The organism is Pseudoalteromonas sp. RWi3, from assembly GCF_054960735.1.
On sequence record NZ_JBHNYL010000006.1, the window covers coordinates 113,546 to 127,147 of the forward strand.

14 protein-coding genes are annotated in these 13,602 nt (G+C 40.2%); 2 read left to right on the forward strand and 12 right to left on the reverse strand.

Annotated elements, in window-relative coordinates; translation table 11 throughout:
* Positions 1-2 precede the first annotated feature (2 nt).
* The 10 genes from ACFI4Z_RS10235 to ACFI4Z_RS10280 all read right to left on the reverse strand — a co-directional run bounded on the left by ACFI4Z_RS10235 (position 3) and on the right by ACFI4Z_RS10280 (position 8,694).
* Positions 3-1,850, reverse strand: a complete 1,848-nt coding sequence (locus tag ACFI4Z_RS10235; RefSeq protein ID WP_462670504.1) for a sensor domain-containing diguanylate cyclase — start codon at positions 1,848-1,850, stop codon at positions 3-5.
* 2 nt (positions 1,851-1,852) lie between these two features.
* On the reverse strand, positions 1,853-2,635 hold the full coding sequence (locus ACFI4Z_RS10240) for a TatD family hydrolase (protein WP_462670505.1): 783 nt from the start codon (positions 2,633-2,635) through the stop codon (positions 1,853-1,855).
* A complete protein-coding gene (locus ACFI4Z_RS10245) occupies positions 2,635-3,153 on the reverse strand; it encodes a hypothetical protein (RefSeq protein ID WP_462670506.1) in 519 nt (172 codons plus the stop codon). The genes ACFI4Z_RS10240 and ACFI4Z_RS10245 overlap by 1 nt, the downstream gene beginning before the upstream one ends.
* Positions 3,154-3,897, reverse strand: coding sequence for a twin-arginine translocase subunit TatC (gene tatC, locus ACFI4Z_RS10250; protein WP_099295189.1), 744 nt, complete (start codon positions 3,895-3,897; stop codon positions 3,154-3,156).
* A 45-nt stretch (positions 3,898-3,942) separates the two neighbouring features.
* Positions 3,943-4,275: a Sec-independent protein translocase protein TatB gene (gene tatB / locus ACFI4Z_RS10255; RefSeq protein WP_099295190.1), complete on the reverse strand. Its 333-nt coding sequence runs from the start codon at positions 4,273-4,275 to the stop codon at positions 3,943-3,945.
* Between the two features lie 5 nt (positions 4,276-4,280).
* A complete protein-coding gene (tatA, locus tag ACFI4Z_RS10260; protein WP_462670507.1) occupies positions 4,281-4,520 on the reverse strand; it encodes a Sec-independent protein translocase subunit TatA in 240 nt (79 codons plus the stop codon).
* A gap of 68 nt (positions 4,521-4,588) precedes the next feature.
* Positions 4,589-6,193, reverse strand: a complete 1,605-nt coding sequence (gene ubiB, locus ACFI4Z_RS10265) for a ubiquinone biosynthesis regulatory protein kinase UbiB (protein WP_462670508.1) — start codon at positions 6,191-6,193, stop codon at positions 4,589-4,591.
* Between the two features lie 9 nt (positions 6,194-6,202).
* Positions 6,203-6,817 carry a ubiquinone biosynthesis accessory factor UbiJ gene (locus ACFI4Z_RS10270; RefSeq protein ID WP_462670509.1) on the reverse strand — a complete coding sequence of 205 codons (615 nt, stop codon included), beginning with the start codon at positions 6,815-6,817 and terminating at the stop codon, positions 6,203-6,205.
* Between the two features lie 36 nt (positions 6,818-6,853).
* Complete coding sequence (gene ubiE, locus ACFI4Z_RS10275) at positions 6,854-7,609, reverse strand: bifunctional demethylmenaquinone methyltransferase/2-methoxy-6-polyprenyl-1,4-benzoquinol methylase UbiE (protein ID WP_462670510.1); 756 nt, start codon at positions 7,607-7,609, stop codon at positions 6,854-6,856.
* Between the two features lie 98 nt (positions 7,610-7,707).
* Positions 7,708-8,694 (reverse strand): GGDEF domain-containing protein, encoded by a 987-nt coding sequence (locus ACFI4Z_RS10280; protein ID WP_462670586.1) that lies wholly within the window; start codon positions 8,692-8,694, stop codon positions 7,708-7,710.
* 341 nt (positions 8,695-9,035) lie between these two features.
* Here ACFI4Z_RS10280 and ACFI4Z_RS10285 point away from each other — a divergent pair, with 341 nt between their 5' ends.
* Entirely contained in the window at positions 9,036-10,820 is a 1,785-nt protein-coding gene (locus ACFI4Z_RS10285; protein WP_462670511.1) for a DUF885 domain-containing protein, read from the forward strand.
* Between the two features lie 56 nt (positions 10,821-10,876).
* On the opposite strand, the gene mtnK is transcribed toward ACFI4Z_RS10285, so the two are convergent.
* Complete coding sequence (gene mtnK / locus ACFI4Z_RS10290; protein ID WP_462670512.1) at positions 10,877-12,094, reverse strand: S-methyl-5-thioribose kinase; 1,218 nt, start codon at positions 12,092-12,094, stop codon at positions 10,877-10,879.
* 132 nt (positions 12,095-12,226) lie between these two features.
* On the opposite strand from mtnK, the gene mtnA reads away from it, so the two are divergent.
* The gene (mtnA, locus tag ACFI4Z_RS10295; protein WP_462670513.1) at positions 12,227-13,252 is read left to right on the forward strand and encodes an S-methyl-5-thioribose-1-phosphate isomerase; all 1,026 of its coding nucleotides are present in this window, start codon (positions 12,227-12,229) and stop codon (positions 13,250-13,252) included.
* Here mtnA and ACFI4Z_RS10300 read toward each other — a convergent pair.
* Positions 13,249-13,587 carry a gamma-glutamylcyclotransferase family protein gene (locus tag ACFI4Z_RS10300; protein WP_462670514.1) on the reverse strand — a complete coding sequence of 113 codons (339 nt, stop codon included), beginning with the start codon at positions 13,585-13,587 and terminating at the stop codon, positions 13,249-13,251. The two genes, mtnA and ACFI4Z_RS10300, sit on opposite strands and share 4 nt — an antisense overlap.
* Positions 13,588-13,602 lie beyond the last annotated feature (15 nt).

Below are 13,602 nucleotides of genomic sequence, written 5' to 3' on the forward strand. Positions count from 1 at the left end.
TCCTAGTCTACTATTGGAAAACTAACTACACGATTTCTGCCGGATTGTTTAGCATGATATAGTGCCTTATCAGCGCAGTCAGTAAAAAATGCTGGGTTGTTAATATCTTCGGCAATTGCGCTATAAACACCGGCGCTAATTGTAAATGTAATCTGAGTATTAGCCACAGTGATTGTTGAGTCCATAATTGCTATGCGGATATTATTAGCTATTTCAAGCGCACCAGCCTGAGGTGTATTTGGTAAAAGCACAACAAATTCTTCACCGCCATAACGAGCTACTTCATCAAGCGGGCGTTTTAATTGGCTTTTTATTAAATCAGCAACAGCGCGAATAGTTTGATCACCTATTAAGTGGCCATAGTTATCGTTGATCGATTTAAAATGGTCAATATCCAACATAATGATGCTTAAAGGTGTTTGTTCTCTACGTGAGCGACGCAGGTCCATGACTAATTTTTTGTCGAAGTAACGACGGTTTTTAATTTGTGTGAGGGGGTCTTCCATATTGAGCTGTTCTAGTGCACGGTTCTTTTCTTCGAGCTCGCGTAAAGTTACTTGTAGCTCAAAAGTACGCTCTTCAATGTTAGCCTCTAAATCTAGCCGTGCTTGCTCTTGCAGTTCAAGGCGTTCTTGTAGCAGCTGATCTTGTGCTTCGCTTTGTGCAATTTTGGCGTGCTGTGCGGCTACTTGTGCATCACGTTCAATTAGAAAATGTTTTATCGTGGCAAAGCTTAAGCTTAATGCGCAAATTAAAAAGCTACCAAACATAAAGGGGAGATTGCGAGAGTCAAAATCTAAAATGCTAAATACAACAATGTTTATGTACAGCAAAAATGCGCAATAAATGATGGCACCGACTAACAGGGCACTTAATGGTTGGCTGCGTTTGTACTTAATGTTCATAATGATAACGGCAATATGCATCAGCATTATTAGTATACTCGCTATTAAGCTATAAATAATAATAACGCTTGTAGGGAGCAGCCACATAACAAAAATACTTATAAGTAACAGGTTATTGCACCAGGTATGAAGAGTATCTATTAGCGTTTTTAGTTCACTTTTAAGCTTTTCAAGCAGTGGTTTAAATAAATAGCAAACAACCAGAAGCAAGCTAGGTATAGCAACTTGCTGAAGGCTCGGTAGTGAAGGGTGAAAGTAACGGTAACCAAAGCCATATAGATAGATAAGCAAAAACCATAACGTAAGTAATATAGCACCGCTTAACGTAAAATAATGTTTTCTTGAGAAGGCAAATAATACAAAACAAGTTAGCGCTAGCGATAGAATAAAACCCGCAAGCAAACCATATAAAAGGTTGAACTTACTTTTGTATTTTAAATATTCATCACTTTGCCATAGGCTCAATGGTGCCCGTAAACCCGCTTCATTTTCAATTCGCAACAGTAATGCTGATGTACTTTTTGCAGGCAAAATAAGCTTAACCAACAAAGACTCATTTTTTATTTGTCTGTTTTGCAGGGGCAATGCATCGCCAATTTCTTTAAACAATACAATGTCATTATTATGGTATTGGTAAACAGATACTTTATCTAACAATGGGTTATCGATAGACAATATAATTGGCAACTCAAGGGGCTCTTGATTTGTTAAATTAACGCGCAACCAAGCGACTTTCTCAGACATACCTAAATTTAAAATTTTATTATTTATTGGCTGCCACCGCGTGGCGATCTGAGCTTGTTTTAGGGTAAGTGGTTTGCCAATGTATTCAAATGGGATGTCTTGTAGCTTTTTAATATCTTTATCGAGAGTGATGTCAGATGCAAACGAGTAAAGCGAACTAAACAAAACTAAACAGTAAAGTACCCTCCAAGCAAACGTCATTATTAGGCCTTATGGCTGAATAACTGTTGAAAATTAAGTGTAGTTTGCTTTGCGACGGTTGCAAATTCTAACCCCTTTAGGTCTGCAATTGTTTGGCATACATAAGGAAGGTAGCAGGGTTCATTTCTGCGTGATTTGGGTTTTGGTGTTATTGTGCGCGGAATTAAAAATGGCGCATCTGTTTCAATTAGTAGCCGTTCTAATGGGATACTGGGGATAAGCTGCTGCAATGCTTCACCACGGCGTTCATCGCATACCCACCCGGTAATACCAATATATAATCCAAGTGATAAATACTGCTTAAGCGCATGCTCATTACCCGTAAAACAGTGCAATACACCGCGTACTTTGTGCTCTTTAAGAATCGATAGCATATCGTCACTTGCGTCTCGCTCATGTAAGTAAACTGGCATATCGAGCTGCTCGGCAAGCTTTAACTGACGAGAAAAAACACTACGCTGGATGTCTCTTGGTGAAAAATCACGGTTATAATCTAAGCCACATTCGCCAATGGCTACAACTTCAGGGTGCTCAGTCAACATGCTAATCTGCTGTTCAAGCTGAGAATCTGCGGCTTTAGCATCATGTGGGTGGACACCTGCGGTGGCAAGTAAACTATATTTTTTTGCTAAGCGTAAACCTTGCTGACTGCTATCTATATCACACCCAATCAATAGCATTTGCGAGATATTTTTAGCGGTTGCGCGGGTAATGATGGCCTCATGCTGACTATCAAATTGATGGTTCGTAAGGTTTACACCCGCATCTATCAACCGCTCACTCATTAATTTGTTCGCTTCACGCGAATTGAACGATTTTGCCCTTCTTTTTTCAGTAAGAATGAATTGAACATACCGCGAACAATAACAACTGTGTCGCCAGCATCAACACGTAAGCGATCAGAACCAATTTGACGCCATTGCTGGGCGTTATCTAATGTTATGATTAGCTCACCATAAGGGGCTTCTTTAACGCTCGTTACGCTTGCTGTAATTTCATCATCATTAACCTTAACGGCTTCTTTGTGTTCTAGGCCAAAGTCATCATTTTTTGTTTTGACAATTTGATTGTCCGCAGCAGCTGCGCTCGCCGCTGTGGCCGCAGGCTTGGTTGCAGATACTTGTTTTTTTTCGTTATTGGGTCTACTTAATGATTTACCGGCCATCGTGTTGTCATAACACAATAGGCGGTTAAAATCATTTTCAACAAATGTACATGCTTGCAGTGCTTGAACATTCACTTCATTAGCGTATGCCGTTGAGATGCTTAATAATGCAACTAGTGGTACGAGTTGTTTTTTCATTTATTCCTCTGACTCATCTTGCTGAGGTTTAGCGCTATAAAAAGCGGCTAAAATTAACCCCAATTCAAATAACAGTAGCATAGGAAATGCTAATAATGTTTGCGATAGTACATCAGGTGGCGTTAAAAACATTGCCACCACAAATACACCCACCACAATATAAGGTCGTTTTTCTTTTAAGCTTTGAGTGGTTGTTGCACCACTCCAACATAACAACATAATTGCTACAGGTATTTCAAACGCTACTCCAAAGGCAAAAAATAGCTTTAAGGCAAAACTTAAGTAACTACTAATGTCAGGTGCAAGCGTCATCATCTGTGGGCCAACACTGGTAAAAAACCCCAGTATAATAGGCAGTACTACGAAGTAACAAAAGGCAATGCCGCTATAAAACAAGATAATGCTCGATGCCAAAATCGGCATTAACATTCGTTTTTCACTTTTGTACAAACCTGGAGCTATAAATCCCCAAATTTGATGTAAAATAAACGGAATCGCGGCAAATAAAGCTACAAAAAGTGTAAGTTTAAATGGCGCAAAAAACGGTGCTGTTACATCGGTTGCTATCATGGTTGCGGTACTGGGTAAGTGCGCAACCAAAGGAGCAGCAACAAAGCTATAAATATCATTCGCAAAGTAAACAAACGCAATAAAAAATAATAAGATAGCCAACATAGCTTTCATTAATCTATTACGTAATTCTATTAAATGACCCACAAAGCCAGATTGAGTTTGTTCGGCCATTGTTACTTGTTACCTATTAATTGACCACAGATCGCAAAAAAGATTTCATTTTTGTTCATCAATATTCACTTTATCTGTTTGCTCAGAAGATGTTTTTTTATAACTGTGGGTAACAGAGTCAGCAGCTTTTTGTAACTCATCGACAGAATCTTTTAACGCAGGACTTAAGTCTTGCATGCTTTGCTGCTCTGCTTTTTTTAAGTTTTGGTGTAGTTCATGTACACGAAGTTCTTCATTTACTTCTGCTTTGACCGAATTGGCCAACGATTTTATAGTTTTAATCCATCGACTTACCGTTCTAATAGCGACTGGAAGCCGCTCTGGCCCAAGAACTACAAGGCCAACGATTAAAACTATAACAAGTTCCCACATGCCCATTTAGTTTAAGCCTTATGGTCTTCTTTGCTTTTTTCAGCCGTGTCTTTGTTTTGCACAGAATGATTAGCTTGTTCTATATTATCAGCCGTTTTAGTTTGTTCTTCTTCAGAGACTGCTTTTTTGAAGCCTTTTACTGCGTTACCTAAATCACCACCAATACCACGCAACTTTTTAGTACCAAAAAGTAATACTATGATTGCTAAAACGATTAACAATTGCCAAATACTGATACCACCAAAACCCATGACTTACTCCAAAATTTATTGTCTTGTTAACGCTGATTATACTCAGCAATATGTAAATAGCACTTAATTTATGCGCTTCGCCACGCTAAAACAAAGCCAATTAATGAACAGCTTGCTGCAATACTGCTCGCAATCAAATCGTTTTGCAAATAACACAAACCCGATACCACCATTACAGCTCCTGCAAATATACTCATAATAAGTGGCTTGTGTGACACTGGTGCAGCTGGCGGAGACGAGGCTTTATGCTGCTGTTTTAAATTGTGATAAATCAAATCAGGAAGTTCAGGCATTTTCTCCGCCCAAAAGGGAAGATTTGCATACATTTGCTTGAGTACTGAAAGTGGGCCTACTTGCTGCTTAACCCAATCTTCTAAAAAGGGTTTCGCTGTTTTCCACAAATCTAATTGTGGATAAAGTTGGCGCCCCAAGCCTTCAACATACAGTAAGGTTTTTTGCAGTAGAACTAATTGGGGTTGAACCTGCATATTAAAGCGACGAGCGGTATTAAATAGGTTGACTAAAACGTGACCAAATGAAATTTCAGCGAGAGGTTTATTAAATATAGGCTCACAGACAGTACGAATAGCAAATTCAAACTCTTCAACACAGGTATCTTTTGGCACCCAACCAGAGTCAACATGTAACTGAGCAACCTGTCGGTAATCTCGATTAAAAAATGCAATAAAGTTTTCTGCTAAATAACGTTTATCTTCTTTATTTAGTGTGCCGACTATACCGCAATCAATACCAATAAACTTAGGGTTTTCAGGCGTATCATAAGAGACAAATATATTGCCTGGGTGCATATCCGCGTGAAAAAAGCTGTCGCGGAACACTTGCGTGAAAAAAACTTCAACCCCGCGTTCAGCAAGGAGTTTCATGTTAGTATTTTGCGCCAATAATGATTCAGTATCGGAGACGGCAATACCGTATATGCGCTCCATAACTAAAATGTTTGCCCGGCTATAGTCGCTGTAAACGTAAGGGATATAAAGTGAATCAGAGTCTTCAAAATTGCGTCTAAGCTGAATTGCATTGGCGCCTTCACGCATTAAATCGAGTTCATCAAGTAATGTTTTTTTATACTCTTTGACAACTTCTACAGGGCGTAGACGCTTTGCTTCATTTACCAGCTTTGCTACCACCTTAGCAAATTTTTCCATTAAGGCTAGATCGGCATCAATTTGTACTTTGATATCTGGGCGAATAACCTTAATAACGACGTCTTGTGGTTGGTTATTTTCATCAATTAGCGTAGCAGTATGTACTTGTGCGATAGATGCGGAGGCAAGAGGGGTTTGCTCAAAATCGCTAAAGCACTCACTTATATCGTCTATTTCCAGTGCACTTTCGATAAGTTGTTGTGCAAGTTCGCCTTCAAAAGGTAACACTTTATCTTGCAACAAGGCTAGCTCTAAGGCGATATCATGCGGCAGTAAATCACGTCGCGTTGAGAGCATTTGGCCAAATTTAATCCAAACAGGGCCGAGCTGTTGCAATGCTAAACGCAGGCGTAAACCCGCTGGTTTTTCTTGGTGTTTGTTTTTTAGCCAAAACAAACAAGCGCGACCCGCTTTTCCGTACCAAGGAATTTTTTTGGGTGGGATTAACTCATCTAAACCATAATTAAGCAGGGTTTTGGTAATGTAATAAAGCCGAGCTGCAGACACAAAAAATCCTTACTGAATTGAGTGGTTTTGGAGTAACCGGTTAATGCGTTGTTCTAGTTGAGCAACGTTACCTTTTAGTTGACGGGTGTGCTGTTTGAACTGTTCAAGTTCAATAGGATGAATGGTGACTTTTAGCTCATCTTGGCACAACTGACTGAGTGTTGTGGCGAGCTTTTCATCAGCCGCTTGACCTTTTTGCTGCACGTTTTTTAATGATAACCATAATTGCTGGGCAGGGGCGTCGCCTAAATAGCGCGAAAAATGCTCCGGCCAATCTATATTCATCGTTGCAAAGGCATTACTAAAGCCTTGTGCGATATTTAAATCGCCTTGAAGGTCCAACTTATCTTGGCGGATAAGCTGGGTCAGCATTGTGGGGTTTTGTAATGCCATTAATGTGTCAATATCACCGCTTATCATGCAGTCATATTGGTTTTCGACGGTGCTGTAAAGGTGTAGTTGTTGGCCTGAAAAAACCAGTAAAAACCGTTGTTGCCAATCGCGTATTTCAATCAGCAGCTGCTTATGCGCAATCGGTGCAAGCTTATCTATTAAGGTGCTGTCTAGTTTTAAGCTGGTATTTAAAATACGTTCTACTATTGCAACTAAAAAGTTAGTAAACATAACAACACCTTAATTCGGTTTTGGCCGATTTATATTTTAATATTTAAAACCACGATGCAGAGCAACAATGCCGCCTGTTAAGTTCTGATAAGTAGTTTGTTCAAAGCCAGCATCATTCATCATCTCTTTTAGTGTATCTTGGTCAGGATGCATACGAATAGACTCAGCTAAATATTTGTATGATTCACTATCATTTGCGACTAATTTGCCCATTGTGGGCAGCAGGTTAAATGAGTAAAAATCATAGGCTTTACTAAGCACTTCATGCTCTGGCTTGGAAAATTCTAAAACCAATAAGCGTCCACCTGGTTTTAAAATGCGATACATTGAGCGCAATGCTTTATCTTTATCGGTAACATTACGAAGGCCAAACGCGATGGTGATCAAGTCAAAGCTGTTATCTGGGAACGGTAATGCTTCAGCGTTCATTTGCACGTAATCGATATTACCTACGAGGCCTAAGTTATGCAGCTTTTCACGACCGACTTTGAGCATAGAAGAGTTTATGTCACCCAGTACTACTTGGCCTGTTTCACCCACTAGTTGACTAAACTTAGCGGTTAAGTCGCCTGTACCACCTGCTAAATCAAGCACGTGGTGGCCTTTGCGAACACCTGAACTGGCGATAGTTTGTCGCTTCCATAAACGGTGAATACCAAAAGACATTAAGTCATTCATCACATCGTATTTAGCCGCTACAGAGTGAAATACGTCGGCAACCATCGAGGCTTTGTCGGTTTCAGCTACTGTTTGATAGCCAAAATGCGTCGTCTTTTGTTGATTCTCGTTCATGATAAATCTCTTTCTTGATTATAGAGACTAGTGTACTTGATAGTGGCCCTGAGGTGCAATTTGATTATGGAAAAAATGCTTGTGGATCAAGGTGCAGATCATTGACCTGCGATAAAGCTGCTTTGCCCCAATGAACGCGCTTTATGCGCTGCGTTAGATGCTTTTCGCGCGAGTTTATTAAAGTCTTTTTCGTCACTGTGCTTTGCGATGCCTAAAGATAAGTCTATTGTGGGTAATTTAATCCCGCTTTTAGAGCTTACAAATCGCAGTTTTTCCACGCCGTTACGGACCTTTTCTGCGATGACGTTAGCCGTTTCTGGGTCTATATCAGCTAACAAAACGGTAAATTCAGCTTTTCCTGTGCGCCCTGGTAAGCCACTTTCAAATACATACTTTTGAATTTGCTTGGCTACTTTGTTTAAAATAACTTCGCCTATCATGTCACCATAATTATCAATAAAGTGATCTAAATTATCTATTTGAATTGCAATAGCACACACCGATTTTTGTTGATCTAACCATAATTGAGTTTGTTGGTTAAGGTAGTGACGCTTGTATAAGCCAGTTTGCTGGTCGGTAATATGTTTTGTACGCAGTTGCACAAGTTGTTGCTGAGTCTTTTCTTGAAGTCTTTTAGCTTTAATAAGTTCTTGTTTAAACTGTTGATGCTGAGTAAGCAAGTGAGCTGTATGTTTACTTAAGATATTTAATGCATTGCGGCTTTGCTGAATGTTTTTTTCATCTAAGGAGTGAACACAATCACTAACCTGATTGGCAAAGCGCATTATATCTTTTTCTGTTGAGTTTGCGCTACGTGATAACGAGCTTATTATTCCATCAACATTTCGCACCATGGATGTCTCGGCTTGGTGAGCTTTATCCATATAATCAAAGTACAACTGTTCAATGTAAACACAGTCAATTGTTTGCCCAAGGGCTAAAGCACGATCAATGGTTGCATTTAATTCTGTATTAGCTTGGCTTATGTAGGTATAGACAACGTTATAATTTAGCGGCGACGGTGGTAATGCGTGATGCTCTAAAAAGATACACACTTTTGTCATTTTTTCTTGAGCAATAGCCATGGAGTCATGGAACATCATTTATTTATACCAACTAAATACGCAAAATAGCTAAATTAACTTCCTCGCTCCATAAGGCATCAGTGCTTTCCTAGCATACGACATTCTCACTACATTAATCTGTATCACGCCTTTTTAAAAGTAAAAATGTGATTTTTGGCACAGAAGCATCGATTTTTTTTGCACTATCGCCTGTTTTATCATCAATAATCAACTACTGATTAAGTACTAGACATAGTGCGGTCAATATTTAAGCGTCGACTTTGGTCGCATTTATTTTGGTAAAACTCTTGGCTTAAGGTAATTTAAACACCACGTAATGATTGCAGAACTTTAAGATGAAAATGAATACTAATAAAAAACCAAGCGGCGTATTGCGCCACTCATTATTGAGCATTGCATTTGTCTGCTCGCTTAGCGCCTGCCAAACTACCACGGTAGATACCGATCAGCAGTTTACTACTGTGGCGCAATCAATCGTTGATTATCGCCAGAGTATTAGCCCATTTAGTAGTCCCGAGGGGGTTGATGGTTACTTACTAAATAATTTAAGTGCTGAATTTTTAGAGGCTAAATATCAAAAAAATACTGCACTTTTGGCACAGTTAGATGCGATTGATGTAAACAAACTAAGTGAAGAAAACCGTATAAACTTAACTATTATACGTGCTCAAGTACAAAACAGTGTGGATGAATACATATTTAATAGCCATTACATGCCGCTTACCTCGGAATATGGTTTTCACTCAAGCCTATCATTCATGGTGTCGCAATCTGATTTTAAAACGTCGGCAGATTTTCAGCTATACCTAGAACGTTTGCAGCAAGTTCCTCGCTTTTTCAAGCAGAATATTGGTTGGATGCGTAAAGGTTTAGAGGTCGGGCTAACTCAGCCTAAAGCTGTATTACAGGGTTATCAAGACTCAATCACTGCCTATATTGTGGATGATGTAACGCAATCAGAGTTTTATAAGCCATTTTTAACTAACACCGCAGGGCTATCTAATAGTGAATTTAGCGCGCTGCAGCAGCAAGCAAAAAAAGTAATCAAAGAGCAAGTGATTGGTGCTTATAAAGATTATCTGACTTTCTTTAATGAAGAATACCAACCAGGTGCACGCAGTGACATTGGTATTTCGTCTACACCTAATGGCGAAGCGTTTTATGCTAATCGTGCAAAGTACTACACCACCACCGATATGACGCCAAAAGAAATTCATGAACTGGGCTTAAAAGAAGTTGCGCGTATTCGTGCTGAGATGGATGAAGTTATTGAACAAGTTGGCTTTGAGGGCACATTCGCCGAGTTTGTGCACTTTTTACGTACCGACCCACAGTTTTATGCAACTACGCCAGAAGAGCTATTAAAAGAAGCATCTTACATTGCAAAAAAAATGGATGCGCAGTTACCAAAATTATTTCATACCTTACCGCGTTTACCATATGGTGTTGCTCCAGTACCTGCGAGTATTGCACCTAAGTACACAACAGGTCGTTATTCTGGGTCACGTCGTGATGATCAGGCTGGCTACTATTGGGTAAATACGTATGCACTTGATAAGCGTCCTTTGTATGTATTAGAAGCACTGACATTGCATGAAGCTGTGCCAGGTCATCACTTACAAATTGCCTTAAACGCTGAGTTAGAATATTTACCAAGTTACCGCCGTGATGCGTATTTATCAGCGTTTGGTGAAGGTTGGGGGTTATATTCAGAGTACTTGGGCCTAGAGGCTGGTTTTTATCAAGACCCATACAGTAATTTTGGTCGCTTAACCTACGAAATGTGGCGTGCAGCGCGTTTAGTGGTTGATACAGGTATGCATATGTACGGCTGGAGCCGTGAGCGTGCGATGAACTTTATGAGTGAAAACACAGCACTTTCACTGCATAACGTTAAAACAGAAACCGATCGTTATATTTCATGGCCAGCACAAGCACTGTCATACAAAATTGGTGAGCTGACGATTAAACGTTTGCGTAAAGAAGCTGAGCAGGCTTTAGGTCAAAACTTTGATATTCGTGAGTTCCATAATCAAATTTTGCGCCATGGCTCGGTGCCACTTTCTGTATTAGAAGAGCAAGTTCGCTTATACATTCAATCTGAACTGGCTAAATCTGACGCATAACGTATGTTGCAGGGTCAGTAGTGCAATGCTACTGACCCGGATGTGGCCCCGAAATATTAATTTAATAAGCTGATTAACAAAGCAAAAAAGTCATCTTTATCGTTACAGCCTTGAGCATTTATCATTAGTTGTTCACCAAGAATAAGAGTTTGCTGCTGTACTGCTAAGCGCGCTTTCTCGTCTTTAATCCCATCAATGTCTGCAACATGAGCCAAACCTATTGTGCGACGAATGAGTTCTGCGCCACAGTATCCGACAGCATCTTGTAGTACTTGTTGCAGGTAATAGCGTGCAAATTCAGGATTAGCCAAACTTGCATCATTACTATACTGAGTAATGAGATTAATCCATTTTTGCTCAAATAAAGTGTAACAATCTTGTAGGCAAGTCAGTAAGTGAGTTTGATATTGGCGTCGCTTAGCCAATTCAGCTATACGTGCGTTTTGCGCACAATAGTTTAATAAGATGTTACCCATAAACGAACCGATATCAAAGCCAACAGGGCCGAAAAACCCAAACTCAGGGTCGATTATCTTTGTTTTTTGTTGATTAACAAAAATGCTGCCGCTGTGCATGTCACCATGTAATAGTGTCTGTGGGCATGCTAAAAACTTGGCTTTTAACTTTGCTGCGGCTAATTTAAGTGCTGAGTTATTGCGTATGCTGGCAACATGTTCGCTAAGCTCTGTGGGGAAATTATTACGCTCATGGATAATATAGGGGTCACTAAAAAATAAATCTTCGGTGATTTGGCACAACTCTGGGTTACTAAACTGACTCACTTTCGCTTTTTTATCTTGTGCGGCTAGATAAAAATCTGAGTTATAAAAACCGGTATAGCTTAGGTAATTTGCTATATGCTTTGCAAGTAAAGGAAACTGCTCAGCGTTAATTTGCGCGCCACGCAATATTTGTAGGTGGCCTAAATCTTCAAGCACAGTAAGGGCAAGTTTAGGGTTGTAATGCACGACCTGGGCAGTGTGCTCTGAGCAAATAGCACCGTGGTTAATGAGTACTTCAGCCTCAATGCGGGCGCGGTCTAATGTAAGTGGCCATGATTCTCCAACACAGCGAGCATACGGCAGTGCTTGTTTTAAAATAACACTATTATTGCTTTCATCACTTATTCTAAATACCAGATTTAAATTGCCATCACCAAACTCATAAGCTGTAAGCTCTGCCTCTTTTTGAAAACAATTTAGGCCATCATTTTTAATAAGGTGTTTAATATAATCAACAGCGTGCTGGGCATTAAAAGCAAAGTACTCGGCCATAAAAGAATCTCATAAAATAAGCAGGTTCAGCATTCTATACTCTCAAACGTTTAGATGTCTACACTTCTTGGTTGTATGGTTTAAAAACTGCTGTAGAATAAATAGCAGCAAAAAACATTGTCAGGATTAATCATGCAAGATCTCATCGCGAGCAGTTTAAAATATCAAAATAATACATTAAGTGTGTTAGATCAGTATTTATTGCCCCACCAGCAGGTATGGCATGTGTGTGCTGATGTGGCCTGCATGCGGGATTTAATCTTAACCTTAAAAATTCGTGGCGCACCGCTGATTGGTTTAGGTGCAAGTTTACTGATTGCGCATTTAGCTGAGCAAGGGGCTGAAAAAGCTGCATTGGCAGCAGCGATTGATGAGTTAGAAGCCACAAGGCCAACGGCGGTTAATTTAATGCACTGCATGGCAAAATTGCGTACTGCCTTACAGCAAGATGACTTTGTTACCGCGATTGTAAGCAGCGCGGTTAACTTATTTAATGAAGATATTGCCTTGTGTGAAAGTATGGCAAACCATGGTGCAGCATTGGTGCAAAGTGGTGATAATATTCTTACCCATTGTAATACCGGGGCGCTTGCTACTGCAGGAATTGGCACAGCTTTGGGTGTTATTTATAAAGCCCAGCAGCAACATGGCAATATTCATGTATGGGTTGATGAAACACGACCATTATTACAAGGCGGGCGACTAACCGCGTTTGAACTTGAACGCTGGCAAGTACCTTACACGCTGATTTGCGACAATATGGCGGCAAGCTTAATGGCTGCAGGCAAGGTTGATAAAATTTTTGTTGGGGCTGATCGTATTGCTGCCAATGGTGATTTTGCCAATAAAGTCGGCACGTATAATTTAGCCGTGTTGGCGCACTTTCATAACATTGAGTTTTATGTCGTTGCACCGCTTACTACGCTCGATTTAAATACAGCATGCGGCGCAGATATTGAGATTGAGCAACGCAATAGCGCAGAGGTGCGCGGTGTTAGTGGTAGTTTTGGTGAGGCACTGTGGGCACCGAGTAATGCCCAAGTGTATAACCCTGCATTTGATGTAACCCCCGCTAAGCTTATTACTGGTTGGGTGTTAGATACTGGCGTGTATCATCAATCGCAAGTGCTAGCGGGTGAATTAAAAAAGCTGATCTAGCCTTTTTTCGCCACATATACCCAAGCATTACTGCCGGTGCTAAATAGCTCCTCGACACGAACATAGTCATCGACTTCGTAGCTATCGGCATTCGCTAGTTCTTGCTCGGTAATGCTAAAAATGGTGCCTGTGACGATGTCGGTTGTTTGTCCTGTTTTTATTAAAGCGGGGTGAAACCGTTGGCCACTGCTTTTTAGCACGGCGGCATCAGTAATTTCTACTTCACCGACAATATACCCAGTAAGCTTTGCCGGTTCGCCTTGGAGCAAACGACCAAAGGTGTCGAGTTGTACTTGCTCAAGTTGCAGTGTGCCGTATGAAAATAGCTTCTCCATTTAAACTCCTGTAGA